The organism is Algibacter luteus (genome assembly GCF_900141715.1).
Taxonomy (GTDB): Bacteria; Bacteroidota; Bacteroidia; order Flavobacteriales; family Flavobacteriaceae; genus Arenitalea; species Arenitalea lutea.
On sequence record NZ_FQYK01000002.1, the window covers coordinates 73,602 to 99,948 of the forward strand.

Annotated in this window: 27 protein-coding genes; 5 read left to right on the forward strand and 22 right to left on the reverse strand. The window is 33.2% G+C overall.

The features are described from left to right. The first annotated feature begins 36 nt into the window (after positions 1-36). On the forward strand, positions 37-1,512 hold the full coding sequence (locus BUA46_RS03830; RefSeq protein ID WP_019387432.1) for a helix-turn-helix domain-containing protein: 1,476 nt from the start codon (positions 37-39) through the stop codon (positions 1,510-1,512). 1 nt (position 1,513) lies between these two features. On the opposite strand, the gene BUA46_RS03835 is transcribed toward BUA46_RS03830, so the two are convergent. The 8 genes from BUA46_RS03835 to BUA46_RS03870 all read right to left on the reverse strand — a co-directional run bounded on the left by BUA46_RS03835 (position 1,514) and on the right by BUA46_RS03870 (position 10,457). Continuing rightward, positions 1,514-3,208: a DUF308 domain-containing protein gene (locus BUA46_RS03835; RefSeq protein ID WP_019387433.1), complete on the reverse strand. Its 1,695-nt coding sequence runs from the start codon at positions 3,206-3,208 to the stop codon at positions 1,514-1,516. A gap of 10 nt (positions 3,209-3,218) precedes the next feature. Further along, the gene (locus tag BUA46_RS03840; protein WP_019387434.1) at positions 3,219-3,407 is read right to left on the reverse strand and encodes a hypothetical protein; all 189 of its coding nucleotides are present in this window, start codon (positions 3,405-3,407) and stop codon (positions 3,219-3,221) included. After that, positions 3,407-3,922 carry a hypothetical protein gene (locus BUA46_RS03845; protein ID WP_019387435.1) on the reverse strand — a complete coding sequence of 172 codons (516 nt, stop codon included), beginning with the start codon at positions 3,920-3,922 and terminating at the stop codon, positions 3,407-3,409. The genes BUA46_RS03840 and BUA46_RS03845 overlap by 1 nt, the downstream gene beginning before the upstream one ends. A gap of 44 nt (positions 3,923-3,966) precedes the next feature. Beyond that, a complete protein-coding gene (locus BUA46_RS03850) occupies positions 3,967-5,202 on the reverse strand; it encodes a DUF6638 family protein (RefSeq protein WP_019387436.1) in 1,236 nt (411 codons plus the stop codon). Then, positions 5,203-5,787: an NUDIX domain-containing protein gene (locus BUA46_RS03855; protein ID WP_143148072.1), complete on the reverse strand. Its 585-nt coding sequence runs from the start codon at positions 5,785-5,787 to the stop codon at positions 5,203-5,205. A 1-nt stretch (position 5,788) separates the two neighbouring features. Beyond that, entirely contained in the window at positions 5,789-7,750 is a 1,962-nt protein-coding gene (locus BUA46_RS03860; protein WP_019387438.1) for an AAA family ATPase, read from the reverse strand. A 58-nt stretch (positions 7,751-7,808) separates the two neighbouring features. Next, positions 7,809-8,873, reverse strand: coding sequence for a hypothetical protein (locus BUA46_RS03865; protein ID WP_019387439.1), 1,065 nt, complete (start codon positions 8,871-8,873; stop codon positions 7,809-7,811). Positions 8,874-9,113: 240 nt separating this feature from the next. Beyond that, on the reverse strand, positions 9,114-10,457 hold the full coding sequence (locus BUA46_RS03870) for a hypothetical protein (protein ID WP_019387440.1): 1,344 nt from the start codon (positions 10,455-10,457) through the stop codon (positions 9,114-9,116). Between the two features lie 229 nt (positions 10,458-10,686). Here BUA46_RS03870 and BUA46_RS03875 point away from each other — a divergent pair, with 229 nt between their 5' ends. Further along, positions 10,687-10,929, forward strand: a complete 243-nt coding sequence (locus BUA46_RS03875) for a hypothetical protein (RefSeq protein ID WP_019387441.1) — start codon at positions 10,687-10,689, stop codon at positions 10,927-10,929. A 33-nt stretch (positions 10,930-10,962) separates the two neighbouring features. Next, a complete protein-coding gene (locus BUA46_RS03880) occupies positions 10,963-11,163 on the forward strand; it encodes a hypothetical protein (protein ID WP_019387442.1) in 201 nt (66 codons plus the stop codon). Between the two features lie 34 nt (positions 11,164-11,197). Here the strand turns inward: BUA46_RS03880 and ettA are convergent, their stop codons facing one another. The 6 genes from ettA to BUA46_RS03910 form a co-directional block, all read right to left on the reverse strand. Then, positions 11,198-12,889 carry an energy-dependent translational throttle protein EttA gene (ettA, locus tag BUA46_RS03885; RefSeq protein WP_019387443.1) on the reverse strand — a complete coding sequence of 564 codons (1,692 nt, stop codon included), beginning with the start codon at positions 12,887-12,889 and terminating at the stop codon, positions 11,198-11,200. Positions 12,890-12,925: 36 nt separating this feature from the next. Continuing rightward, entirely contained in the window at positions 12,926-13,108 is a 183-nt protein-coding gene (locus BUA46_RS03890; RefSeq protein ID WP_019387444.1) for a CAL67264 family membrane protein, read from the reverse strand. 112 nt (positions 13,109-13,220) lie between these two features. Continuing rightward, positions 13,221-13,940 (reverse strand): pirin family protein, encoded by a 720-nt coding sequence (locus BUA46_RS03895; RefSeq protein WP_019387445.1) that lies wholly within the window; start codon positions 13,938-13,940, stop codon positions 13,221-13,223. Between the two features lie 19 nt (positions 13,941-13,959). Beyond that, positions 13,960-14,397, reverse strand: a complete 438-nt coding sequence (locus tag BUA46_RS03900; RefSeq protein ID WP_019387446.1) for a MarR family winged helix-turn-helix transcriptional regulator — start codon at positions 14,395-14,397, stop codon at positions 13,960-13,962. An 11-nt stretch (positions 14,398-14,408) separates the two neighbouring features. Then, positions 14,409-14,693 (reverse strand): GNAT family N-acetyltransferase, encoded by a 285-nt coding sequence (locus BUA46_RS03905; protein WP_019387447.1) that lies wholly within the window; start codon positions 14,691-14,693, stop codon positions 14,409-14,411. A 1-nt stretch (position 14,694) separates the two neighbouring features. Continuing rightward, the gene (locus tag BUA46_RS03910; RefSeq protein ID WP_019387448.1) at positions 14,695-15,228 is read right to left on the reverse strand and encodes an NADPH-dependent FMN reductase; all 534 of its coding nucleotides are present in this window, start codon (positions 15,226-15,228) and stop codon (positions 14,695-14,697) included. Positions 15,229-15,374: 146 nt separating this feature from the next. Here BUA46_RS03910 and BUA46_RS03915 point away from each other — a divergent pair, with 146 nt between their 5' ends. Both BUA46_RS03915 and BUA46_RS03920 read left to right on the forward strand, forming a co-directional pair. Continuing rightward, positions 15,375-17,018 (forward strand): acyl-CoA carboxylase subunit beta, encoded by a 1,644-nt coding sequence (locus BUA46_RS03915; protein WP_019387449.1) that lies wholly within the window; start codon positions 15,375-15,377, stop codon positions 17,016-17,018. 57 nt (positions 17,019-17,075) lie between these two features. After that, a complete protein-coding gene (locus BUA46_RS03920) occupies positions 17,076-17,498 on the forward strand; it encodes a DoxX family protein (RefSeq protein WP_019387450.1) in 423 nt (140 codons plus the stop codon). Between the two features lie 55 nt (positions 17,499-17,553). Here BUA46_RS03920 and sppA read toward each other — a convergent pair whose 3' ends face one another. The 8 genes from sppA to BUA46_RS03960 form a co-directional block, all read right to left on the reverse strand. Further along, positions 17,554-19,317 (reverse strand): signal peptide peptidase SppA, encoded by a 1,764-nt coding sequence (gene sppA, locus BUA46_RS03925; protein ID WP_019387451.1) that lies wholly within the window; start codon positions 19,315-19,317, stop codon positions 17,554-17,556. A gap of 40 nt (positions 19,318-19,357) precedes the next feature. Further along, positions 19,358-20,428 carry an AMP-binding protein gene (locus BUA46_RS03930; protein ID WP_019387452.1) on the reverse strand — a complete coding sequence of 357 codons (1,071 nt, stop codon included), beginning with the start codon at positions 20,426-20,428 and terminating at the stop codon, positions 19,358-19,360. A gap of 4 nt (positions 20,429-20,432) precedes the next feature. Beyond that, complete coding sequence (locus BUA46_RS03935; protein ID WP_019387453.1) at positions 20,433-21,392, reverse strand: CPBP family intramembrane glutamic endopeptidase; 960 nt, start codon at positions 21,390-21,392, stop codon at positions 20,433-20,435. Positions 21,393-21,395: 3 nt separating this feature from the next. Continuing rightward, on the reverse strand, positions 21,396-22,433 hold the full coding sequence (locus BUA46_RS03940) for an o-succinylbenzoate synthase (protein WP_019387454.1): 1,038 nt from the start codon (positions 22,431-22,433) through the stop codon (positions 21,396-21,398). Continuing rightward, the gene (locus BUA46_RS03945; RefSeq protein WP_019387455.1) at positions 22,434-23,111 is read right to left on the reverse strand and encodes a metal-dependent hydrolase; all 678 of its coding nucleotides are present in this window, start codon (positions 23,109-23,111) and stop codon (positions 22,434-22,436) included. A gap of 112 nt (positions 23,112-23,223) precedes the next feature. Continuing rightward, a complete protein-coding gene (gene menA / locus BUA46_RS03950; RefSeq protein ID WP_026010029.1) occupies positions 23,224-24,132 on the reverse strand; it encodes a 1,4-dihydroxy-2-naphthoate octaprenyltransferase in 909 nt (302 codons plus the stop codon). Then, positions 24,132-24,971 (reverse strand): 1,4-dihydroxy-2-naphthoyl-CoA synthase, encoded by an 840-nt coding sequence (locus BUA46_RS03955; RefSeq protein WP_019387457.1) that lies wholly within the window; start codon positions 24,969-24,971, stop codon positions 24,132-24,134. Before BUA46_RS03955 ends, menA begins: the two co-directional genes overlap by 1 nt. Before the next feature lie 702 nt (positions 24,972-25,673). Then, positions 25,674-26,339: a uracil-DNA glycosylase gene (locus tag BUA46_RS03960; RefSeq protein ID WP_019387459.1), complete on the reverse strand. Its 666-nt coding sequence runs from the start codon at positions 26,337-26,339 to the stop codon at positions 25,674-25,676. Between the last annotated feature and the right edge of the window lie 8 nt (positions 26,340-26,347).

A 26,347-nucleotide genomic window follows, 5' to 3' on the forward strand; every position in this document is an offset into this window, starting at 1 on the left:
TTACATATGTTCGCAAAAAAGCATATATTTGTAATTATGGAAGAAGATTATATTAAACTTATTTTTGGCTTAAAGCTAAAGCAAATAAGGACTGACAGAAATTTATCGCTATTTGGATTATCAAAACTTTCGGGTCTATCAAAATCTTATTTAAACGAAATAGAAAAAGGAAAAAAATATCCCAAACCAGATAAAATTTCTATACTATCTGAAAAATTAGACATCCCATATGATGATATGGTCTCGCTAAAATTGGATAAAAACCTTGCACCGATTGGAGAAATTCTTCAATCAAAAATCTTAAAAGAAATTCCATTAGAATTATTTGGTATTAAAGAAAGTAACCTTATTGATATCATTGCAAACGCACCTGCTAAGGTGAATGCATTTATAAGTACTGTTATAGAAATTGCAGAACATTATAGTTTTAGTAAAGAGAGTTTTTATTTAGCATCTGTTCGAACTTTCCAGCAAGCAAACAACAATTACTTTGAGAATTTAGAACAAGAAGTTGTCATATTCGCTAAAGCTTATCAAATCGATTTAACAAAACCCATTCAATCGAACGAATTGGAGGAAATATTAGTAGAAGAGTTTGGCTATACAATTAATAATAAGGATTTAGAGAAACATAAAGAGCTCGATGCTTTGCGCTCAATTTTTATTTCAAAATCGAAAACTCTGCTTCTAGCTAACCATATAGATGAAGCGCAACGCACCTTTATTTATGCCAAAGAACTAGCATACAATCATCTTAAATTTAAAGAACGATTGTATACATTTTCGTGGATTAAATTTGAAAATTTTGATCAAGTATTAAATAATTTTTTCGCTTCTTATTTTGCCGGAGCTTTAATTATACCTAAAACAACTTTAACAGAACAGTTGACCAATCTATTTAACAAAAATCGTTTTGATGAATCGCTTTTTGTTAAAATGATTAAATCATTTAATGCGTCGCCAGAATCGTTTTACCAGCGTTTAACTAATATTTTACCAAAGGAATTTAATATTCAAAATTTATTCTTTTTACGATTTACTCATCGCTCTGGAAGCGAGCGATTTTATTTGAATAAGGAATTACATTTATCGCACCAGCATTCTCCCCATGCTAATGAAACCAATGAGCATTATTGCAGACGCTGGGTTTCACTTAAGGTTTTAAATGAAATTAGTAAGACTAAAAAGGACCATGTAGTTGATATTCAAATATCACATTATCCTAACGACGATATGCAATATTTAGTTTTATCATCGGCTACAAAAGATCCTTTTAAAGAAAGTCATTATCGAAGTATTAGTGTTGGTTTACTAATTAATAAGCAACTAAAAAATAAACTTTCGTTTTTAGAAGATAAAAAAATTGTGGCTCAAAAAGTGGGTGTAACTTGCGAACGTTGTACTATTTCTGATTGCGAAGTTAGGCAAGTTCCTCCTACCATTTTAGATCGTAGCAGAAAAAACAAAAAAATAGAAAATGTGGTGAATGAATTAATGCAGAAATTTAGTTAAACTAGTTTACGGACGCTTTTAAAGAATCCAATTGTTTTTGCATTTTTTCAATTAATGCAGCTTTATCATCTGCTTCAGGAACTGCTTTTATAGAATCTGTGGGTTGCACAACAGCATCAATAGTTTTGGTTTCTTCAACAAAATAATAGCCTATTTTCTCACTAGCTCTCCAAGCTTCATTTAACTGGTCGTATACGGTTTTATCCCATTGGCTCGGGTGTTTTACATCAATCCAAACCACATCTCTATATTCACTGTCAATCAATACTAAATCTGGCGTTGCTGAACCATCAAATTGTCCCGCATTTTTTTCGCTTATAGCAGAAATAGTTCCTAAAAAAAACATACGCTTTCTACCTGCAATATTTTTAATATAGGGTCTGAATTCTACGGGCGTATTTGCCGTCCAATCGATTTCTTTTTTTGATTCTTTCACTTTTTGTGGCATTGCAGATACGCCGGCATATCCTTGTTTTTTTGAAGCATGATCGTAAAAGTACATTTTGTCTGTTCCATCTGCAGGAATAAAAACACTATAACTCAAGCTGGTGCGCTCATTACCTACTGGCTCTAAACCAAACCAATGATATAAACCATTGTATGCATCAGAATCGGTGTCTGAAAAATCAAAATCGGTAACATAAGGTTGTTGATTTTGATCTTTAGGCATTTCAGGAATTTTAACTGCAGTTAACATATTCCATGGTAACGGATCACTGAACCCACCTAAAAACTTCAACGATTCTGCTTGAAGCTGTGATACTTTTTCGGATAAGATATTCTGACCTATTAAATACGGATAGTTTTTCATTTCCTCAGGACTTATATAAGTACCTTTTCCAATTAAAATACGCTCTATATAATCATTAAAATCGTGTTCTCCACTATCAATTACCATAACACCGCCAAACGTTGGGTATGGGAACAAAAATCCTTTCCATTTTATTAAACTTACAACTTCTACCCATTTACCTGTATCATTTTTCATATAATAAGTATCACCAGGTTCTAACATAAACAATTGAAAAAAGTTAAAACGCTGCACAACGGCATTGTACGTGTTTCTGCTAAATTTTAATGATTCGCCTATTGAAAAAGTAACAGGAATTCTATTCTCATTAGAAAAACGAGGAGAAGGCGATGTACTTGATACTGCAAAAACTTCTTCTGTGTTATCACTTATTTGTTGAAACGTATAATTTTCAGAAGGTTGGATGGCCATCGTCCATTTATTTTCATTATCAACACGCACTAAATGTGGTAAGGACACATCTTTGGTTTCACCAACACTCTCATTTGCCATGGTAAAAATATTTTGTAATGGCTGAATGCGTTCATTTTGAGTTAATGGTAATTCATTTATTTCAACTCTATTTAAATGATTAAAAACATTATAAGTTTTCATGTAATCGTACATTTTGAAATGCCACCCAACCACATAAAGAATACCAAAAAACAATATTAATAAAGCTAGAATACCTAATCTACGGCCAGTACTAGCAGATTTTCTGAATTTTCGAAGACCGAAAAACAAAACAACGCCGCTTAATAAAATGATGAAAATGAATTTTCTTAAAAATAATAATGCAGGTTGATAATCGTCTCTTAAAACAAACAACGCAATAAGTAAAATAAAGCCAACAATAATGGTAACTATTTTTTGCTTTTTCCCTTTATTCCAGTAATTATTAATCATTTCTTAGTTTTTAGTTTTCACCATGGATTTTAACATGATTTATTGATAATACCATGGCAATTATCATTAACATGGGAGCTAGAAGTCTTAATCCGTTTTTCCAATTTAAGCCTCTGCTATAATCAAAATTAAAAAGTTCCACCATAATTAATATTGCGAAAAGACCAATTAAAATGTATCTCCATTTGTTTTTAGTCATTACAACAATCCTTTATCTTTTAATCGCTCGCGAGCACTCTTTTCTTCTACTTTTGGTGTTTCCTTTGTGTTTTCTAAAACCTCTTCTGCGTCTTTAGTTTTTAAATCCTCAATAAAATCTTTACCCTTGTCAATAGTATCTTGAACTAAATCTTCAATAGAATCACTTTTTTCATCAATAACTTCACTTGATTTGAATATAAAATTCGCCAAATATGTACCTGCCAAACTTCCAACAATCATGGAAGCAAAAATGGATATGGTTGCTAAATCAATAGGAATTAAAAATCGGGTAATTACGATTCCAATTAGAAATAAAAAGCCAATAAATACTAAGCGTATGATAAACTTTTGTTGATATACAAAGCCTGTTTTATCATTAGGTTTCATTTGTAATTCTTTGGAATACATAAGCTTATTAAAAAACCTATATAGCCCATTACCATGTGATTCTCGCCAATAGATTAATGCCCCAAACAAAATTGAAGCTATAAATACAATAAGTTCTAGTGTCATGATAATAGTGTTTGAAGGTTGTATATAAAATTAGTCTATATTTTCTAAATATTGTTACTTATGGTATTAACCACCCAATCTTTAAGTGAATCGTCCCAAGTTTTAAAATTGTTATAAAAAGACTCTTTATCATACCAATACCAAAATAGAATATCCTTTTCAGAAATATTAACCAATAGTTTCCATATTAAATCTTGATGCTTCGCTTCTAACGACGAATGTGGCTGATGCAAGGCATCATATAACTTAGCATCAACTATATCGTGAATTTTAAACTCGTTACTCGTTTCTAACTTTTCAAGATAAATCTCCACGCTCATTACCTTTTTCCTTGTTTTTAAATCAAGCTTATTCAAATAACTTTTAAATAATAATGGGTCGCTTAAAATCTCGCCAACCGGATGCTGTGTTTTTTTTAGATGCTGCGCCATTTCAAATTTCTTAATTCGATCATAACGTTTTGTTGTTACAACATGTTCTAAATCGCACTCGATAATCAAATGATCTCGAAGCTTTTCCATTAATTCTGGTTGCGAAATGTGATAAATCAAAACATCATAATTGGTATCTTTTATGGCTTCTCTATACCAGGTTTCATCTTTAAAAACGACAATGGGCTTAATAAAATCACGCAACAAATAAACACCTCCAAAAGATCTTGTAAAAAATGAATCGGTAGTATATTGAAGCTGGTGTAAATCTAAATCGCGATCACGTAAATCACCATAAGCCTTAGCAGAATCAAGAAGTTCTTGATGCAAGTTTTCGTTAATAAAATTATTAGCTGTATTAAAGCGATCAACAAGTTCTAATTGTTCTTTCTGGATGTACCATAAACGATCTATTAAATGAAAATTGACCGTAACTTTATTGTATTTTAAAACATCCAGAGGTTCATAAAACACATCGATACCTTGATCGAAATCTAAACAAATGGCACAATCGCGGGTAATATCTTTAATTTTTTCGCCCTGAACTTTAAAGACATACTTCATCATATCTCTATCGAAAGTATGAAAAGGCAAATACACAGGTTTTCCTTTTTGAAGCGGTGAAATTACTATTCCATGCGGATTCGCTTCTCCGTTATTTAGGTAATTAACATCGTTCTTTTCTTCAGCTATTTCAGGACTCCAGCCAATACCATCAATATAAAAAGTTTTGAGTTTAGTTTCCGTAAAACCAAGTTTTATAAGGCATTTATTATAACGCTCTACAAGTTTTCCGCTAACCGAAATTAACTCACTTCTATATAAATTGGCCTGTTTTAACTTATTCATTTAACCTAACAAATTATGAATTTGCGCATATTGTAATAACAAAATAGTTTTAGCATCAATAATCTTAAAATTATCCACCATTTTAATCGCTTCGGAAAACGGCATTTCAAGCACTTCTATTTCTTCATCTTCAATTTCTAATCCACCACCGTCGTTAATCTTCATGGTATCATCGTAGGGTGCAACAAACAGAAACATTTTTTCGGTAACAGCTCCTGGAGACGTATAACATTCCATTACTTTTTTAGCACTTTTTATTCTGTAACCTACTTCTTCTTCAGTTTCTCGAATAATGCAAATTTCTGGTGCTTCGTTTTTATCAATGGCTCCTGCACATACTTCAATAGACATGCCATCAGCTTTATGATTATCATAAGCCGGCATTCTAAATTGTTTGGTTAAAATAACGGTGCCTTTTTCTTCGTTGTACAACAGAATACAAGCGCCGTTTCCTCTATCATAACTTTCTCTTGATAATCGCTTCCAGCTTCCGTCTTCGAATTTATAATCGTAATCTATCCTATTTAAAGTTGCCCACTCACCTGATAATTCGGTGTAGGTTATGTTTCTTAATTTATCTTCCACACTAGTTGTTTTCAAAAGTTTTTCTCGCTTCCGTTTCAATATTTAATTGATTAACTCTGGCATCAACTTTTCGTTTAAAATCAGTATCTGCTATCGTTGCCACATTATCTAAATAACGTACAACTTCTTGTCTTCTAATCTCAGAAAAATCCAATCCTTTCATATTAGCGCGCATCAATTCCTGTAACATATTGAACTTAGTATCATACTCTTGTTTGAAATAAATTTCAGGGTTTTCAAACCAATCTTCTTCCAAATCAAAATCTGTTAAGCGTAACGATACCGCACTTTGAATATTTCTAACATCACGTGAGGAGAAAAATGGAAATGCCTTTTGCATGTCTTTATATAAATTGGCATAGAAGAGGTGCTGATTGGTTTTAAATTGCTTTTCCACCTTATCGTAAATAGCATGCACGCGCTCTTCGGTAGGTTTATCAGTTAAATTTAGAATCTCACCCATGTTTTTCGCTAAACCCTGATCTTGCAAATAACTGTAATTTTCTGGTCCTTGCATATTTACAAAATCTGGCATGGTATCATCGAGTTTTCGCCACCATAAATGATCTTGATCTAAAAAGTCGTGTTCTGTTCTAGCACCATCAATTTTAAAGCGTCCCTGAACACGCGAAATAACGGCCTTGTCTAACATTTCTGGTAGATTGGTGAATAACCCAATTGAGCTATTGCCATAATTAACAGCATAGGCACCTTCGGTATATCTTAAAAACACACCAATTACTTCCTTTACACCCGCCGAAACTCCTTGAGCCGTTCGTTCTTGTAAATTATTTTCGGCATCATCTATAGGTGCAAAAATTAACTTAGTAGGATCTTGCATGGGCTTCATCCATTCTACCATTTTTTCTGCTGAACCACCTTGAAATGTAGATATTAAGGTATCTGGCATAGGGTGAAACAAAAACGGAATATCCAATGTATCGCAATGTTCTTTCAATCTTGTTGCAATAGCTGCTATCAACATACTTTTACCAGTTCCCGGAATGCCGTAACCCATAAAAACAGGCATAAAACCACCTAGTTCTTGAAACGGATTCTTTTTTACCGTAAAATCGTAACTCAATAAACGTTCGGTTAAGCGTCGCGCAAAATGTTTAGCATCTCGATTACCAACAATTTGCTCAAACTGTATTTTATTGAACTCGATACTCTTTGCTGTGCCTTGAAATACATTATTCCAGCCTGAAACCGCAAATTCTGAGTTCTCAAGTTTATACGTTCTATCTTCTATAGTTTCAGTGTATTCTAAACTACTTTTTCTAAGTTGAATTTCGTCAATTAAAGCCTCAAAATAAACGACCGTAAAATCAATAACATCTTTATCCGATTTGATAATATCAGGATGCCCTAAATATTTATCATAATAAAATAAGCTGCACGAAATCCCTTTTATTGGCGACAGGAACGAAACCTCTGGAATTCCAGCAAATTTCTGCTTCATTACGCTCAAATCGTCTGATGCATAAGGTTTTAAATCGTTTAAAATTTTATAAGCCGTAGCAAACAGCATAAACGCTGTGGCGGTATGCATTTTACTTTCAAACTCTCGTTTTCCACTGTTATTAAGAGCTGATTTATTCTCGTTTAAACTAGATAATCCAGAGGCATCATAATAACTATCTTTAATCCAAATGCCTAAAGTTATCCCTTCTTGAACTGCGTATAAGGTTTGGTTTAGATAGATAGGAATGGCCACCGAATCTGGCAACAACCGTTTTTTTAAGGCTAAAATCGTTTTTGAAACCGATGTAACCTCAACAGAGTTTGTACCATTATTAGCTCTTGATAAATACAAAAGTATCGACTCGTCTTTCGCATTCTTATCTCGATTTTTTGCACGAGCACCTTGCTCCCATTGCACAGATTTTAAGTATGAAGCCGCTTCATCGCGAAGCATATCGAGTTCGGTTAATTTTATAGGGAATGTTGAGTTGTGTTCCATAGTTTTTAGGTTCAATCGCAGTCGCAGTGTTCAGTCTTACTTCATGAGACTACGACTTTTACTTTTTTAAATTTATTTCTACTCCTGCAATTTCAATAGGCGGTTTAGCAAGTCCATTCATTATTTCGGGTGTTTTATTATAGAGCAACTGAATAATTCTATGCGGTGCCAAAATGTATTTTTTTATAAACACATCGTCCCAACGTTGCAATATTTGTTTACTAAAAAATCCGCCTTCTTTAAACTCACTTTTAGAGCTTACTTCATCCACTTTCAACGAAAACGCATAAGACTCTAATGGAATTTCTTTTTTGGCAATACTTTCTAAAATCGTATGTGTTACTTGATGTTCATCTTTAGCAAAAACATTATGTAAAGGCCCTAAATCAATACGTTTAATTAATTTCGGTGATAGTTTTGGTAACTTTCTATCAATAGTATAAGCTAAAGTATCTAAGGACATATCTCTATCGGCAACAGATTTTAGAACCTCATAAATCTCTTCCTTGTAATCGTTCACACGGTTACCATCATAATTAAAATACATAAAGCAAATAAACGGACGGTTATGGCTTACATCATAGAAACTCCAGCTTGTCAACAAATCGGCTACTGCACCTTCAGGAGAATTTAATATTTTACCTTGTACAAAACGATTGAATATAAATTGCTTGTTTACAGAAGTGTAATACACAATCGATGCTGCTTGGAATAATTTACTCTTCTTAATCGGCTCCTTTTTACGCAAAAGCGTATCTAGAAACTCCTCTTTTAGTTTGGCAACTGGTGTGAGTTTCCCAAGGTATTCATCACGCAGTTCCAAATCGTTAAACAAATATCGAAACTCCAAATAATTAGGCAATCCGGAATCTGTTAAATCCACCTTCATATTATCTTCATCATCGTACATGTATTTTACACGCATAGCTTCAATAGAATACAACAATAAATCGCAATATTGCTTAAACAGTTTAACTTCTAAATCATCGCAAATCTTTTCACGCTGAACCGCTACAATCAATTCTTTAAAAGCAAAGTCTACCATTCTATGATAGAAAACGTAATGCTCTTTGGAATCAAGTATTGCAGAATCTAAAGGAGTAACTATGTGATTTATGGACATGTTTTAGTCTTCAGTATACAGTATTCAGTTTTGCAACGAATACACTAATATTTTAATAATTTGGGCGCCTGCCTGCCGGCAGGCAGGTTACCACGAGGGTCGGGCTATCCGTTACAAGTTCTCGCTCGTGCCTCGCTGTGGGCTTTCCACTGCTATCCCTAACGCAGAACATAAATAAAATTAAACTTTAAGTTTCATTTAATAATATTCCCGCAAGAAGCGGGAATCAAAACATATCGTTTAGCTTAACAAATCGTCTTCACTAGTTTTTGGTTTTGGCTTACCAGCAGGCTCACCATCATCACTAGAAGGCGTATTGGCATCCGCATTATAATAATCTTCAAAAATCTCTTTCATATCGATACCGTAGCGCTCAGCAAAATTCTTTTGTATTTCGCCATCTTTAGCTCGAATTTCTTGTAAAGCTTCTGCGTAACTACTGTAAACACCTTGCATCACTTTTTCGTGAACAGGAATGTTATCCATCATATCTTGTCTTGCTTTGGCACTAGCCGTATGCATTGACGCTAACGTTTCACCAATATGCTCATCGGTTTTAACACCTAAATGTTCTAATATCGCAGCAAATTCTTGGTCTGTACGTGCTTTTAAAGCCACTACATAACCATCGTAATATTTTAAACGCTCCTCAGTATCCGATTTCAGTTTAGCCCGGTGTGTTTGTAAATTACTACGTAACGATGTTAAAACTTTAATAGTTAAGTTATGCTTATGCACAAAACTATCTTTACTGGCTGCAAGTGTAGTATAAGCGTTTTTAAGACCTTCAAGCTCTTCAACTTTTTGTTCCAATTGTGTTACTTTACCAACGGCTTGAGCATATTCAGCAGACTGTTTATCAACGATATCTTCTAGCTCTTGGCGTGCTTGTTTTAATAATGCGTAGTTTTCTTCAAGCTTTGCTTCTACTTCTTTTTTCTTTTCTAAAGCTTTTGTATGGTTTATTGTGGCTTCCACAATAGCATCTTGAAGTTTATCTTCAACCTCTTTAATTTCAACTTCACGATTTTTTAAACGTGTAACCGCAGCTTGCGATTTATACGAAAGCTCACTAAGTAGCGTTTGCACATCGGCACTTTCTATACGTTCTTGAAACATAGCCTTTGCCTTATTATCTGCTCCTGCTCTCACCTTTTCTGCTTCCTTTAAGGCTACTTCAGCTTTGGCGATTTTACTTTTACGTCCCCAAAGATTATTCCACCAAGTATCTGGTTTTGCTTTGGCATCTTCCAATTCAATCTTAGCACGATCTAAAGCTTTTTGAGCGTCGTCAATTACTTTTTGCTCGTTGGCATTAAGCGCAGAAAATTTTTCAAAAATAATACCTACCTCATCTTGATAATCGGTTAAATCCTTAATGGCGTCTAAAAGCGTTGTTCTGTCTTTTTCTGCCATGTGCACCACATCATCTAAAGTTGCATTTAGTATTTTCTGGCGAACCTCAGGATCATCTTCTTGCGACAATTTAGATTTCATAGTGTCAATGGCTTTTCCCCAATTAACATCTACTTTTTCGGTTTTTTCGTTGGAAGAGGTTTCTAATAAATCAAAATCATCAGACATGGTGTATTTAGTATTTAAAGTTGTACAATAATATGGTTAAGCAAGTTCGTTAAAATTTATTAAAATCAAAATTTTAACGGCTCTAAATATTGGTAGACGATGTAAATAAAATGTTACAACATTTTTATATTTTTTTAATAAGTCGGTGAATAACATTACAAAACATCTTTAAAAGCAATGCATATTTAGCAGTATATTTGAGCAGCTTTTAATTAACCATTATACAATCATGCTTGCTTACCAAATCTATACTTTAAAATTTAACCTCGGCTTAATTACTCAATCTCAAATTGTAACATTACTAGTTATTGTTACTGTGTTTTTTGGAGTTTTATTGCTTCTAGGCGTAAGAAAATCATATCTGCTTAAAAAAGAAAATGAACGATTAGACGAGATGAATAGAAAAATTGCAGAGGAAGAAGAAAAACCATATAAAGACTTTACTGAAGGCCATATGTATGGCGATAATTAATAATTACCCAAATAAAACTTTGCCAAATAATTTATGGAAGCCCTACTCTTACTTATTTTAATTAATGCCGTAGTATTAATTTTTGCTTTTAAAACTAAAATGGGACTTTTTACCATTTCTCCAGAAGAACAATGGAAAAAGGAAATTGATGAATTTAATAATAATATAAAATCCATAAAGAAACTAGAACAGGAATCGGATTTCAAAATAGGACCTGATCATATTTACAAATAAAAAACGCCCACTTTTCAGTGAGCGTTCTTTACTTTTATCTAACTAGCTTTTTATACTTTATTCGTTTCGGCATTAAATCGCCACCCAATCGTTTTTTCTTATTTTCTTCATAATCAGAAAAACTACCTTCAAAGAAATATACTTGCGAGTCCCCTTCAAAAGCTAAAATATGCGTACATATTCTATCTAAAAACCAACGGTCGTGACTAATTACTACCGCACAACCTGCAAAGTTTTCTAAACCCTCTTCTAAGGCTCGTAATGTATTCACATCAAGGTCGTTAGTTGGCTCATCTAAAAGCAACACGTTACCTTCTTCTTTTAAAGTCATGGCTAAATGCAAGCGGTTACGCTCACCACCAGAAAGCAAACTTACTTTTTTGTTTTGCTCACTTCCGCTAAAATTAAATCGACTTAAATAAGCTCTAGAATTTACCTGTTTCCCTCCCATTAAAATCAATTCTTGCTCATCACTAAAATTTTGCCAAATGGATTTTTCAGGATCTATATTGGAGTGTTTCTGATCGACATAGGCTATTTTTGCAGTATCGCCAACAATAAACTCTCCTTTGTCTGGTGTTTCCTCACCCATAATCATTTTAAAAATTGTGGTTTTACCAGCACCATTTGGACCAATAATGCCTACAATTCCAGCTTGAGGTAAATTAAAGTTTAAATCGTCGTATAACAATTTATCCCCATAAGCTTTTGCAACACCTTTAGCTTCAATAACATTGGTTCCTAAACGTGGACCATTTGGAATGTAAATTTCTAGTTTTTCATCAAGTTGCTTTTGGTCTTGACTCATGAGCTTATCGTAATTCTTTAAACGCGCTTTTTGTTTGGTTTGACGCCCTTTAGCACCTTGCCTAACCCATTCTAACTCCCGTTCTAAAGTTTTTTGACGTTTAGAAGCTGCTTTTCCTTCTTGAGCCATTCGCTTAGATTTTTGATCTAACCAAGAGGAATAGTTTCCTTTCCATGGAATGCCTTCACCTCTATCCAACTCTAAAATCCAACCTGCTACATTGTCTAGAAAATATCTATCATGCGTTACTGCGATTACTGTACCTTTATACTGTGCTAAATGATGCTCTAACCAATGTACCGATTCGGCATCGAGGTGATTGGTAGGTTCATCTAACAATAATACATCTGGTTCTTGCAATAACAACCTACACAACGCTACACGACGACGCTCTCCACCAGAAAGGACACTTATTTTTTTATCACCTTCGGGAGTACGTAAAGCATCCATAGCGATTTCCAATTTAGTATCGAGTTCCCAAGCATTTGCTGCGTCAATTTGGTCTTGAAGTTCCGCTTGACGATTCATCAATTTCTCCATTTTATCAGGATCAGAGTACACTTCTTCTAACCCAAACATGTCGTTTATTTTATTGTATTCATCAAGAATTGCAACAGTTTCTGCAGCGCCTTCACGCACAATCTCCATAACGGTTTTATCGTCGTCTAGTTTTGGTTCTTGCTCTAAATAGCCAACTGAATAATCTTGAGAAAAAACAACATCGCCTTGATAGTTTTTATCAACACCTGCAATAATTTTTAATAACGTTGATTTACCAGAACCATTAAGACCTAAAATCCCAATTTTGGCTCCATAAAAAAAGCTTAAGTAAATATTTTTTAATACAGGTGTATTGGCGCTTTGAAATGTCTTAGTAACCCCAGACATTGAGAAAATTATTTTTTTATCGTCGCTCATTGTGCTTGTTAATTTTTTGTTGAGTTTGTTTTTATTCTACACTCTACCTTTAAGAGCATTAAATACCCAAGCAATTGCAAAAAAGCCTATACCTACAGTGGCAAACCCCCACCCTGCAACATCGTCATATCTATATGCACCCATTAATATGAGTACAACACCCATAATAATCATTAATACTGTTGCCCAAGCTAGTACTGTATTTTTGTTCATTGCCATTTTCGTTTCATTTATTGGTTAGTCTAAAAGCAAATATCGCATTTTTAAATAAAAAAGCACCCAAAAATTGGATGCTTATTTACAATAAATAAAATTTAGAGTTATTGAGTTATTAAAGCATAGGAATCTCAATAAACAATAAACTAGAATCTGCAATAGCGTTCACTTTAAATACATCTGTTTCAGAAATCCCTACAGCATCTCGTGACTGTAAAGATTCATCTGCAACTAATACTTCTCCGTAAACTGTCATCATGTAAACGCCATGAATATCACTCTTTAATTGATATTCGAATGTTTTGCCTGCCTCCAAATCTATTCGAGAAATGACAGCATTCTGATGGATTTTTAAACTTCCTTTATGGTCTTCATCTATAGAAGTTACTAAAACTTGAAGTTTATTTTTTCTATCCGCTTCTTCAAATGCCTTCTGATCATATCGCGGTGTAACATTCTGTTTATTTGGCATAATCCAAATTTGAAATAAGCCTAAGTGCTCATTTGCTGAACCGTTTATTTCAGAATGCTGAATACCAGTTCCAGCAGACATAATTTGAACCTCTCCAGGCAAAACCGACTGCCAATCGTTATGCATAGAATCTCTATGTTTGAGTTCGCCTTTTAATGGAATAGTAATAATTTCCATATTATCATGAGGGTGTGTTCCAAAGCCCATTTTTGGCGCAATAATATCGTCATTAAGAACTCGTAAAGCACCAAATTGAATTTTATCCTTATCAAAGTAATTAGCAAAACTAAATGAATGATTGGCTTGTAACCAACCATGATTTGCAAATCCTCTATCTTCTGCTTTATGTATTACTGTTTTCATTATAATTTCCTTTCTTTAATTATCTCATTTTATCTAGCAGATTACTTAATTGTTCTGCTTCTTCTTCATTTAAATTTTTTAATAAATCTTTATTTAAATTGTTTGGTATGGATTCTAAAAGTTCCATTCCTTTGTTTATAATTGCAATTTTTACAACACGTCTGTCATACTCACAAGGCAGGCGCTCTATATACTGTTTAGCACATAATTTATCCATTAAACGCGTGGCGTTTGGTGCGCGCTCAATCATTCTATCTTTAATCACTTGTACATTTAAAGGTTCTTTAGCGCCTTTTAAAATTCTTAGAATATTGTATTGTTGTGGCGAAATCCCGAATGGTTTAAAAAACTCATTTTGATGATTCGAAATCCAATTTGCAGTATAAAGTATGTTTAATAAAGCCTTAACCCGATTGTTAACAAACTTTGAATTAATGTCTTTTGATAAATCTCCCATAACTTTAATTATTAGAATAAAACATCAGCATATGCATCATGCTTTTTCTTAAAAACAGCATTGGCAAACGGACAAAGTGGAATTACTTTTAAATGATTCGCTCTCAAATACGCAACCGCTGCATCAACTAATTTATAGCCTACACCTTGGCCTTTAAGAGCTTCATTTACTTCGGTATGATCAATAATAATTTTATCTGAACCCGCATGTGTATAAGTCATTTCTGCCATTTTCACATTTTTAATAGTGATGAAAAATGTCCCCTTTTCACCAGTATCGGTTTGTTTGATTTCCATTTTACAATTGATTTTCAAATTGATTTACGGCCTTACTTAATTTCTCATTCAATTCAGAATTAACAATTTTTCCGTCTTTAAAATTATCTCCAAAAGATGGCAATGAAAACGTTTCAATGATGTTAGCATCATGATAAGGAAATCTGTTTTTCGCTATTTCTAAAACCGATTGACCACCTCTTCCTCCAGGTGAAGTTGCCATTAATAACATAGATTTACCAAAAAATGTTTTGCCTTCAATTCTAGACATCCAGTCAAAAAGATTTTTAAATACCGCTGTGTAAGCACCATTATGTTCTGCCAACGACAGCAAAATACCGTCCGACTCTCTTATAAGATTCAAAAATTTATGGGCGTTGTCTGGTTGCCCTTTTATTTCAGCTTCTAAATCCACACCAAAAACTGGTAATTCAAAATTATTTAAATCCAATAAATTCACTTCTGTGTTTTCAAGCAAACTTGAAGCGTAGGTAACTAATTGTTTGTTTATTGAGTTTTGGCTATTACTACCTGCAAATGCTATTACTTTTTTCATAGATTATTTTTTTTAATAGTTCAAATTTACAACAAATATTTTTAGTTTCCAAGGAAACTAATTCCATGTAAAATAATTTATGATTTCATTAACAAAGCATTTAAAATTTTTTAAACTTTTGTACATTAGCAACAAACTATAGCTACATGGATATTAACTTCAATAAAAACGAAGATTACAATAAACTCTTAGTATCAGAACTCCAAAAACGATTCGCGAAAGTAAGCTTAGGCGGTGGAAAAAAAAGAATAGAAAAACTACACGCTAAGGGAAAAATGACAGCAAGAGAACGTATTGATTACTTGCTAGATCCTAAAGCAAATTCTATTGAAATTGCTGCCTTTGCAGGCGAAGACATGTACGAAGAACACGGTGGATGCCCTTCAGGCGGTGTAGTAGTTAAAATTGGTTACGTAAAAGGCAAACAATGCATTGTAGTAGCAAACGACGCAACCGTAAAAGCTGGTGCATGGTTTCCTATTACAGGTAAAAAGAATTTAAGAGCCCAAGAAATAGCTATAGAAAACAGGTTGCCAATAATATATTTAGTGGATTCTGCTGGTGTTTACCTTCCTATGCAAGACGAAATTTTTCCAGACAAAGAACATTTTGGACGAATTTTTAGAAATAATGCCATTATGAGCAGTATGGGCATAACCCAAATTGCTGCGGTTATGGGAAGCTGTGTAGCGGGTGGTGCTTACCTCCCTATTATGAGCGATGAGGCTTTAATTGTAGATAAAACCGGAAGCATTTTTCTTGCCGGAAGTTATTTAGTAAAAGCTGCTATTGGTGAAACTATTGATAATGAAACTCTAGGTGGGGCGACGACACATTGCGAAATTAGTGGGGTTACCGATTATAAAGCCAAAGATGATGCCGATGCCTTAGACACCATAAAGAACATTATTGATAAAATTGGTGATTACGATAAAGCAGGATTTAATCGCTCAGATGCTAAAAAGCCAAAAGAAAAACCTGAAGATATTTTTGGTATTGTCCCAAAATCTCGAGCTGATCAATATGATATGTATGACATTATTAAGCGCTTGGTAGACAACTCTGAATTTGATGAATATAAGGCGGGATATGGTCAAACCATTATAACTTGTTACGCCAGAATAGATGGTTGGGCGGTTGGAATTGTTGCCAACCAACGTAAATTAGTAAAAACAACTGGCTCTAAAACAAAACCCAAAGAAATGCAATTTGGCGGGGTAATTTATAATGACTCTGCAGATAAAGCCACACGTTTTATTGCGAATTGTAACCAAAAGAAAATACCGTTGGTTTTTTTACAGGATGTTACAGGTTTTATGGTGGGAAGCAAAAGTGAACACGGAGGCATTATAAAGGATGGTGCTAAAATGGTAAATGCCGTTAGCAATTCGGTTGTTCCAAAATTCACTGTAATAATTGGTAATAGTTACGGTGCAGGAAACTATGCTATGTGTGGTAAGGCATACGACCCCAGATTAATTGTTGCATGGCCAAGTGCAGAACTTGCCGTAATGAGTGGAAACTCTGCAGCTAAAGTTTTGCTGCAAATTGAAAAGGCTTCTTTAGAAAAACAAGGTGAAAAAATAACACCAGAAAAAGAGGAAGAATTGTTCAATAAAATTAAAGACAGATACGACAATCAAGTTTCACCTTATTACGCTGCAGCTAGAATTTGGACAGACGCTATTATCAACCCATTGGATACTAGAACGTGGATAAGCATGGGTATTGAAGCTGCTAACCACGCACCTATTGAAAAGAAATTTAACATGGGTGTGCTTCAAGTTTAATTTCTATTTACAATTAAATTTTCGTATCTTATTGTTTGAATATCAACAATATAAACTATGGAAACGATAAAAACACTCAATAAATGGGCAAACAAACACACCTATTTGCCTATTGATTTGCTGCGCATTGCTTTAGGCGTCTTCTTGTTTTTAAAAGGCATTGATTTTATGGCAAACAGCGCAATGCTCATGGAACTATTTAAACCAATGCAGAATATGGCAGGTGGCATGATGATGGTACACTATGTAGCTCCAGCTCATTTTATTGGCGGTATGCTGATTGCATTTGGACTTCTAACCCGTTGGGCTATTTTGGCGCAGTTACCTATTTTAATTGGCGCAATAGTTATTAATTTTGTGGGTGAAATGAATTCGAGTAACTTAACCTTAGCGTTAATTACGCTATTAGTATGCGCTTTTTTTCTAGTATATGGATCAGGAAAACGTTCATTAGATTATTATTTTAAAATGCAACAGTAAAAAAAAGGTGTTTCTAAAACCGAATAGAAACACCTTTTTTGATAATTTTTTTGATTTATTTTATCTCGGTACTAAAAGGGAACAACAACTGAACACCTTTTTTCTGTGATAATCTTTTTAATTCTTTGAGCATTTTGTAGTTTTCTTCTCCTAGCTCTTCAGTCATAATAGTTTCTTTGGTTTTAGCTATTCCTAAATCTTGAAGCATCTTTTCAAGGCTTTTTTCAAAAACTGGAAATTCTCTTATTTGATATTCTTGAATTTCGGCCGCTTCTGCAGCTCGCTGTAATGCCAGATCTAAGCCTCCTAATTCATCTACTAAACCATTTTTTAAAGCATCAGTTCCTGTCCATACACGACCTTGGGCAATATTTTCAACTTGTTCTCTTGATAAATTTCTGCCTTCAGCAACACGTCTTGAAAACAAATCATAAATATCTAAAATACCTTCCTTTATGAATTCACGTTGATTATCATTCAAGGGTTCGAAAAAACTATAGGTTACTGCATTTTTGTTTGTAGCAACCTGTTCTGCATTAATACCGATATTATCTGCTAAATTCTTTCCGTTGGGTAACATTCCAAAAACCCCAATACTTCCAGTAATGGTAGTTGGTTCTGCAATAATTTTATCTGCATTTGATGCAATATAATATCCGCCAGAAGCCGCTAAATCACCCATAGAAACAATCACAGGTTTTACTTTTTTAGTGAGCTCTATTTCTCGCCAAATTAATTCACTTGCCAAAGCACTTCCTCCTGGTGAATTTACTCTAATTACAATTGACTTAATTTTATCATCATTTCTCGCCTTTTCTAAAGATTTATTAATGGTTCCCTGCCCTATTATACCTTTTTCTCCTTCACCATACATGATATCGCCTTCTGCATAAATTACGGCTATTCTATTTTTACTATAATTTGCGTTTATTTTTTTTGATGCATACTCAGAATAATCTGCAACATTAATAACATTTAAATCTTTATTAGGTTTAAGTTTTAAAGCGTGCTTCATCCCTTTAACATATTCATCATGATATGCTATTTTATCAATTAAATTTGATGTTTTAGCCATTTGAGGTGTTCTAGCTAATAAACTATCTGCAATATTATTTAATCTCGCGGTTGTTATATTTCTACTTAATGAAATATCCTGTTTTATTTCATTCCAAAGTGAGTTTAAATACACTAAAATTTGCTCTCTATTTTCCGCACTCATTTCGTTAGCTATATAAGGCTCAACCGCACTTTTATATTTCCCTAACCTAACAACTTCCATTTTAAATCCAGACTTATCTTGAAAGTCTTTAAAATACAATCGCTCTGTGTACAATCCTTTAAAATCTAAAAATCCAACAGGGTTGATAAAAATAGTGTCCGCTACAGAACTTAAATAGTAATCTTTTTGGGAATATATATCCCCGTAAGCCACTACAAACTTACCTGAAGCCTTAAATTTATTTAATGCTCCACGTAATGCTTTTGTTTGTGAAATACCTGCGTTTATGAAATTATTATCAATTGAAATGCCTTTGATTTTGTCGTCTGTTTCAGCATATTTTATGGCATCAATGATATTAAAAAGTCCATTTTTTTCATCTTCGTTTAGAAACGGATAATCTGTGAACTCCGTTTTTCCCGCATAATCATATATTGGAAAATCTAACTTTAATTCTAAAACAGAATTAGGTTTTACTTGAACCACATCATCAGAACCCGACCCTATTAGCATACCCAAAAGAATTAACCCAAAAAAACAGATTAATAAGAATACAAAAATGCCCGTAACGGTTGAAAGTACACGCTTTAAAAAACTCATAGCTATTATTTTAAAAGGAGATTAATCAATAAAAACACAACTAAACAAGATTGAGCATTTCTAAGGTTTTTTTACGATGAATTTTTCCGGATGTTGTTTCTTTAAATTTAGATAAATTATAAACCGCTTTGGGTTTTTCGTACTTATCTAATCCTTCAAAAACATTAGCATCTAAAGTGTTTTTATCACTTTCAACAATTAAAACAAGTTTTTCTCCTAAAGTATCGTCTGGCACAGAAGTTATAAAAAATTCTTCCGGAATTTTATCTTGAAGTTTACTTTCAATTTGTTCCGGAAATAATTTAATTCCACCCGAATTTACCACATTATCGTACCTACCTAACCATTCAAAACTTGTTTTTGAAATTAGATTAACAATATCGTTAGTTACAATTTTTTGATCTGATAATTTAGGCGCATCAATGACTAAGCAACCTCGTTCGTCTTGCGAAACAGTTATTTCTGGCAAAGTTGTGAAATACTTTTCTTCTTCGCCATCAAAATTATTCAGCTTCTTAACGGCCACATGTGAAACCGTTTCTGTCATCCCATAAGTTTCGTATACATGAGGTTTTTTATCCTTAATTAACTCTACTATAGCCTTTGATACGCGTCCGCCTCCAACAATTACCGTTTTAATATTTTTAAAATACTTAGCGAAATTTTTAAGTTGCATTGGTGTAAATGCACAAAATTTATAATCTTTCTCGTAATCAATAAGAGGTAGTGCAGCAGGTTCAACCATATCTAATTCTAAACCTAAAATAATGGCTCTAACAATCATCATTTTACCTGCGATAAAATTTGATGGCAAACAATGTAAAACTTTACTCCCTGGTTTTAAATCAAAAAAATCTCCAGTAGCCAGAGCAGAATTAACCATGGCTTGTTTTTTTATTTTCAACTTTTTAGGTCTGCCTGTTGATCCCGATGTTTTAACAATAACATAATCTTTATTATCCAACCAATCAAGTAAAAAGTTACCTAATTCTTGCTGGTAAGGCATCCCTTCTTTTACGTAGCTATAAGCTACTTCCATAAGGTCTTCGTGATTATAGCTAACATTGTCTAGCATAAATCTTAAATGGACATTGGTGTAATTTGGTGTCATATATTTATTCTAAAATTTTATAATCTTCTTTTGGCGGTTCAATAACCTGTCCTATTAATTTATCTTTCCAATTATTCCATTTATATCGCTTGGCAAGAATAAAAAGAAGGATTGGAAATACAACTAAAACGGGTACAAATATTTCGGTAAAACCCATATCTGAAGGATCGGATAAATCTTTAAAAACTGAATGCGTTTGAAAAGCAGTCCAGTTTGCGGTAACTAAAAGTGCTGTAAATAAGTTGTTGGCAGCATGAAATCCCAATGCCAATTCTAAACCATCGTCCATTAAGGTAATAATTCCTAAAAACAACCCCGTTCCTATATAATAAACCATAATAATATAACCCAGTTTCTCAACTTCAGGATTAGCAATATGTAACAAGCCAAATACCACAGATGTTATTATTAAAGGTACCCATTTATTTTTTGCCAAAACACCTAGGCCTTGCATTAGATATCCTCTAAACAAATACTCTTCAAAACTAGTTTGTAACGGTATTAATATAATGGCAATTACACAAAGTATTATAAAAGGCATTAATTTAAAATTCCATTGATAATCTTCCGGAGATATAAAGTAATCAATAAGTACAAAGCTACTTGACACTACGCCCCATAAAAAAAAGATAAACCAAAAGCGTTTCCAATCTATTTTCTTTCTAGTTGTAGTGAATATTTTAATAGTCTGATTGTGCAAAAATTTAACAACCAAAAGTAATGCTAAAAGACCACCAGCAAAAGGCAATAAAACAAACACTAAGTTTAAATTAGGTTCGAAAATACTCATGATGTAACTACTATCGGACATTCGAGACAAATCCAAATTACCATTAGCAGTTTCAATGCCAATTGCAATCATATGAGGAAATGAAAAAATTACTACGCCAAAAATAGCTATAACAACACCTATAATGTATCGCCAAAATTCATGTAAACCCTTGAAGGCTTGAGCTATGTACATATCTTATAAATTAAATTCCCAATTACGCTTATTATTGTATTGCAATTTACCATTTTTTACTTGCAATGGACTGTCAAAATTGTTGGTAAATAAACTTCCTGTGCCTAATCCTTGAGGCATCTTACTATTTTTAGTATATGTATATTGTGCAATGGCATTTAATCCTATATTACTTTCTAAGGCACTTGTAATCCACCAACCAATATTTAGATCTTCGGCTAGATCAATCCAACTATCACTTCCATAAAACCCGCCAACTAAACTTGGTTTTAAGATGATATACTGCGGCTTTATTGTTTGTAACAATTTTTTCTTTTTTGTTACTGAAAAAACTCCAATTAATTCTTCATCTAAAGCAATTGGTAAAGGTGTTTGGTCACACAACTTAGCCATAGTTTCAATTTGCCCTTGTTTTATGGGTTGTTCTATAGAGTGCAAATCTAAATCAGACAGGATTTTAAGCTTTTCTAATGCCTCTTCTGGGTGAAATGCGCCGTTGGCATCAACACGCAATTCTATATCTTTTGAAGTGAATTGTTTTCTTATCGATTTTAAAAGCGCAATTTCCGTTTGAAAATCGATAGCTCCAATTTTCATTTTTATACAGTTGAAACCGGATTTTATTTTTTCTTGAATTTGAGATTTCATGAATGCTTCAGAGCCCATCCATATTAATCCATTAATTGCAATAGCATCCTCATTTTCTGTGAATTTTGAAGAAAAAAGCACGAAGGGATTACTACTTTCTAAAGATTTGAAAGCTGTTTCTAAACCAAACTGAATACTAGGAAACTCAATCAACTCATCTAACAAAAGGTCTAACCCTAAATTAATATTAGCGCAAACCCATTTTAGTTTTTCTTCGTAATCTGGTTTGTCATCAAATGATAAACCCCTGAAAAGTCCACATTCACCAATCCCTCTATGTTTATTTTTTTCTAATATTAAAAACCAAGTTTCTTTCGTTTTTAAAATCCCACGCGAAGTTCCGCTTGCTTGCTTAAAATTTAATAAATATGGTTTGTAGGACGCATGTATCATTTACAATTCAATAAATTCTCCAATTTCAAGTAGCATTAAATCTTTATCTTTTTCGAAGAATTTTCGTTTGGCATCTTCATGGTCAATTTCAATATATCCAAAAGTATCATAATGATAGCCCAATACTTTATCGCACTCAACAAAATCGCTTGCTAAAATGGCATCTTCAATACCCATTGTAAAATTATCTCCTATAGGTAAAATAGCCAAATCCAATTTAGTTTGAAGTGGAATTAACTTCATATCAAAAGTTAAAGCTGTATCTCCGGCTATGTAGATATTTTTGTGTTCGCCTTCTATAACAAACCCCCCTGGTTGCCCGCCATAACTGCCATCGGGAAATGAAGACGTATGAATGGCATTCACATACTTTACGGTACCAAACTCAAAATCCCATTTACCCCCATGATTCATTGGGTGCCCCTCAATACCAAGTTCACCATAATGGGTAACAATTTCAAAATTCGAAACCACTATAGCTCCTGTTCTTTTAGCAATAACTTCTACATCTGCAATATGATCCTGATGCGCATGTGTTAGCAAAATATAATCAGCTTTTAACGTATTTATATCAATATGTGATGCTTTTTCATTTGGAGAAATAAATGGATCCACAAGAATATTGATGTCTTTTATTTGAATACCTAAACTAGCATGACCGTAAAAAGTAATTTTCATAGAAATCAATTTTATTTTTCAATGATGATGTTTTAATATTTCAGTCTTAACACAAACATTTGATATACATCTTCTCATTGAGAAAATTAGAATTTTTAGATTATTAAAAGTACTAAAAAGGCAGTAAATGACCAAGGCCCATTAATATAGATAGCAATACAGTTGTTAAGGCTAATTTTTTAAGTTCTGGGTCAAATAATTTAGGGTCAATATTACCGTTAACTCTTTTTAAATGAAGCAATAACGGAATATAAGCCACAAAATAAATAAGATTATATGGTGATGTGTAATATAAAATTCCAAATAATAAAGAAACTATAATAGCGCCCAAAACGAGCACATTATGATAAATTCTGATTTTATTTTCACCTAACTTAACTGCTAAGGTTATTTTATTTGATTTCTCGTCCGATAATCTATCTCTCATATTATTGAGATTTAATACTGCTGTACTCAACAAACCTATTGTAATAGCAGGTAAAAAAGTTACATGATGAAATTCTTTAGCAAATAACACATAAGACCCTATAACACTGAGCAAACCAAAAAAGATAAAAACAAACAAGTCTCCTAAACCTCGATAACCATATGCTTTATCTCCAACTGTATAACTAATTGCCGCTGATATGGATAAAAAGCCTAAAAGAAAGAATAAAACAGTGAGCAAAAAATGTTTTACGCCAAATGCTGAAAAAATTAATAAAAACGCTAAAATAATTGAAACCATTATATTTATTTTAATGGCATTCATTAACTCTTCTGGCGATATTTGTCCCGATTGAATAGCGCGTTCAGGACCAATTCTATCTTCGTTATCGGTGCCTTTTATGCCATCGCCATAATCATTTGCAAGATTCGATAGAATTTGAAAACTAAGAGTCGTAATAATGGCTAAAACGAAAATATCCCATTCAAAAAAGCCATTATAATGCGCCAAACAGGCAGACACTACTATCCCTGCTATAGAAAGAGGAAGCGTTCTTAAACGCATAGCAGAAACCCATGTTGATATATTCTGCATTAAGGAATCCATTTTTTATTAAAATTAGGCTTTCTTTTTTCTAAAAAAGCATCTCTTCCTTCTTTTGCCTCATCGGTCATATATGCTAAACGGGTTGCTTCACCAGCAAAAACTTGTTGCCCTACCATACCATCATCAGTTAAATTCATGGCGAACTTAAGCATTTTTATGGATGTTGGAGATTTAGCCAATATTTCTTGGGCCCATTGATAAGCAGTATTTTCAAGGTCTTCATGCGGTATAACAGCATTAACCATTCCCATTTCAAAAGCTTCCTGAGCAGTATAATTTCTTCCTAAGAAAAATATTTCTCTTGCCTTTTTTTGTCCAACCATTTTAGCAAGGTATGCTGAACCATATCCACCATCAAAACTGGTGACGTCGGCATCAGTTTGTTTGAAAATTGCATGTTCTTTGCTTGCAAGTGTTAAATCGCAAACGACATGCAAACTATGTCCACCACCAACGGCCCAACCTGGTACTACAGCTATAACCGCTTTAGGCATAAAACGAATTAAACGTTGTACTTCTAAAATATTTAAACGGTGATAACCATCTTCACCCACATAACCTTGATGCCCTCTGGCCTTTTGATCGCCACCACTACAAAATGAATAAACGCCATCTTTAGTTGAAGGTCCTTCAGCAGATAATAAAACAACACCAATATTAACATCCTCATTGGCGTCATAAAAAGCATCGTATAATTCGCTTGTAGTTTTTGGTCGAAAAGCGTTCCGAACATTAGGCCTATTAAATGCTATTCTCGCAACACCATTACATTTCTTATAAGTAATATCCTGATATTCTTTAACAATTACCCATTCAGGTTGACTCATGATTTTTTTGTTTTGTTCAAAAATAAATTTATTTCATCAAATGAACCATTTCATTTTAAAAAAGTTTTTTTTCATCATATTTGAAGCTGTACATTCCAAATCAAAGAAAGCGTTATAAAATTGCCGACTGCATAAAAAAACACATAAAAAATTACCGACTAAGCAATATTTCACTCTAACAATTAAATAATTATAAAATCTAATAAAATAAGCATTAGTACGTATTGTATGACACCTAAAATTTGTTAATTTTGCATTAAGTTATTAGTAAATATTAACATTTTATTGACATAAAATTGTATTTTGTCGAAAAAAAATGTATTTTAGCGAATATTTAAACCGAATCGCCTATGTTATTAACAATTACTCTAATTCTTATTTCGCTTGTAATTATCAATTTATTATTGCTTAAATTTAGCTGTAATAAAACGGATAAAACTAAAAAAGCAGACAAAAAACCTATTATTTTAAGACCAGGGATTTCATTATCAAGCTCTACTCAAGTGCTTGCACCAACGGGAAGTTAAATAATTTAATCTTTAACTTATAAGAGTGTGACCATATTCAATATTATGTGTCTTAATTTTAAAAGACATTGTCTATGTTAACTATTATATACCCCGTAATCTTATTTGCATCAATATTTTTGGCTCTTTTTTTACTTTTTCATGTTCATATGAAAAATAAAAATGCGGACTAAAATCACCAATATATTGGTCGTTTGCCTGCATTAAGCAGGTATTTATTTGTTTCTTTAAAGTTATTATTATCAAACCAATAGCCCCGATTCGCGCTTAAAGGTGAAGGATGGCCAGAAGTAAGTACCTTATGCTTGCCAGTATCGATAAACTTTTCTTTTTTCTTTGCAAAACCACCCCAAAGCAAAAACACAACATGGTCTTTATCATCGCTAATCAACTTAATTGTAGCATCGGTAAATTTTTCCCAACCTTTTTTTTGATGACTCCCGGCTACATTAGCTCTAACAGTTAAAGTCGCGTTTAATAACAAAACACCCTGATTTGCCCAACGCATTAAGTTTCCACTTTTGGGGTATGGAACACCAAGTTCGGATTCAATTTCCTTAAAAATGTTAATTAATGATGGTGGATGCGCTACGCCATCTTTAACAGAAAAGCACAAACCGTTAGCTTGTCCATCTCCGTGATATGGGTCTTGACCAATAATAACCACTTTTACATCATCGAAATGGCACGTGTTAAATGCATTAAAGATTTCATTTTCTGGAGGAAAACACGTTTTAGTATTATATTCAGCCACTACAAAATCCATTAATTCTGAAAAATAAGGTTGACTGAATTCATTTTTTAAATAAGTCTGCCAGCTTTCATGAATATGAAAATTCATATTAATCG

What these genes read in the sequence shown, in the direction of transcription:
- BUA46_RS03900 (WP_019387446.1), bottom strand. Translation starts at nt 14,397, where the DNA reads ATGGGAGATTTATCAAAAGACATTAATTCAAAGTTTGTTAACAATCGG.
- BUA46_RS03935 (WP_019387453.1), bottom strand. Translation starts at nt 21,392, where the DNA reads ATGTACATAGCTCAAGCCTTCAAGGGTTTACATGAATTTTGGCGATAC.
- BUA46_RS03835 (WP_019387433.1), bottom strand. Translation starts at nt 3,208, where the DNA reads ATGATTAATAATTACTGGAATAAAGGGAAAAAGCAAAAAATAGTTACC.
- BUA46_RS03920 (WP_019387450.1), top strand. Translation starts at nt 17,076, where the DNA reads ATGGAAACGATAAAAACACTCAATAAATGGGCAAACAAACACACCTAT.
- BUA46_RS03840 (WP_019387434.1), bottom strand. Translation starts at nt 3,407, where the DNA reads ATGACTAAAAACAAATGGAGATACATTTTAATTGGTCTTTTCGCAATA.
- BUA46_RS03850 (WP_019387436.1), bottom strand. Translation starts at nt 5,202, where the DNA reads ATGAATAAGTTAAAACAGGCCAATTTATATAGAAGTGAGTTAATTTCG.
- BUA46_RS03860 (WP_019387438.1), bottom strand. Translation starts at nt 7,750, where the DNA reads ATGGAACACAACTCAACATTCCCTATAAAATTAACCGAACTCGATATG.
- BUA46_RS03940 (WP_019387454.1), bottom strand. Translation starts at nt 22,433, where the DNA reads ATGATACATGCGTCCTACAAACCATATTTATTAAATTTTAAGCAAGCA.
- BUA46_RS03880 (WP_019387442.1), top strand. Translation starts at nt 10,963, where the DNA reads ATGGAAGCCCTACTCTTACTTATTTTAATTAATGCCGTAGTATTAATT.
- BUA46_RS03915 (WP_019387449.1), top strand. Translation starts at nt 15,375, where the DNA reads ATGGATATTAACTTCAATAAAAACGAAGATTACAATAAACTCTTAGTA.
- BUA46_RS03910 (WP_019387448.1), bottom strand. Translation starts at nt 15,228, where the DNA reads ATGAAAAAAGTAATAGCATTTGCAGGTAGTAATAGCCAAAACTCAATA.
- BUA46_RS03875 (WP_019387441.1), top strand. Translation starts at nt 10,687, where the DNA reads ATGCTTGCTTACCAAATCTATACTTTAAAATTTAACCTCGGCTTAATT.
- BUA46_RS03870 (WP_019387440.1), bottom strand. Translation starts at nt 10,457, where the DNA reads ATGTCTGATGATTTTGATTTATTAGAAACCTCTTCCAACGAAAAAACC.
- BUA46_RS03895 (WP_019387445.1), bottom strand. Translation starts at nt 13,940, where the DNA reads ATGAAAACAGTAATACATAAAGCAGAAGATAGAGGATTTGCAAATCAT.
- BUA46_RS03945 (WP_019387455.1), bottom strand. Translation starts at nt 23,111, where the DNA reads ATGAAAATTACTTTTTACGGTCATGCTAGTTTAGGTATTCAAATAAAA.
- menA (WP_026010029.1), bottom strand. Translation starts at nt 24,132, where the DNA reads ATGCAGAATATATCAACATGGGTTTCTGCTATGCGTTTAAGAACGCTT.
- BUA46_RS03905 (WP_019387447.1), bottom strand. Translation starts at nt 14,693, where the DNA reads ATGGAAATCAAACAAACCGATACTGGTGAAAAGGGGACATTTTTCATC.
- sppA (WP_019387451.1), bottom strand. Translation starts at nt 19,317, where the DNA reads ATGAGTTTTTTAAAGCGTGTACTTTCAACCGTTACGGGCATTTTTGTA.
- BUA46_RS03960 (WP_019387459.1), bottom strand. Translation starts at nt 26,339, where the DNA reads ATGAATTTTCATATTCATGAAAGCTGGCAGACTTATTTAAAAAATGAA.
- BUA46_RS03830 (WP_019387432.1), top strand. Translation starts at nt 37, where the DNA reads ATGGAAGAAGATTATATTAAACTTATTTTTGGCTTAAAGCTAAAGCAA.
- BUA46_RS03955 (WP_019387457.1), bottom strand. Translation starts at nt 24,971, where the DNA reads ATGAGTCAACCTGAATGGGTAATTGTTAAAGAATATCAGGATATTACT.
- ettA (WP_019387443.1), bottom strand. Translation starts at nt 12,889, where the DNA reads ATGAGCGACGATAAAAAAATAATTTTCTCAATGTCTGGGGTTACTAAG.
- BUA46_RS03890 (WP_019387444.1), bottom strand. Translation starts at nt 13,108, where the DNA reads ATGGCAATGAACAAAAATACAGTACTAGCTTGGGCAACAGTATTAATG.
- BUA46_RS03845 (WP_019387435.1), bottom strand. Translation starts at nt 3,922, where the DNA reads ATGACACTAGAACTTATTGTATTTATAGCTTCAATTTTGTTTGGGGCA.
- BUA46_RS03865 (WP_019387439.1), bottom strand. Translation starts at nt 8,873, where the DNA reads ATGTCCATAAATCACATAGTTACTCCTTTAGATTCTGCAATACTTGAT.
- BUA46_RS03930 (WP_019387452.1), bottom strand. Translation starts at nt 20,428, where the DNA reads ATGACACCAAATTACACCAATGTCCATTTAAGATTTATGCTAGACAAT.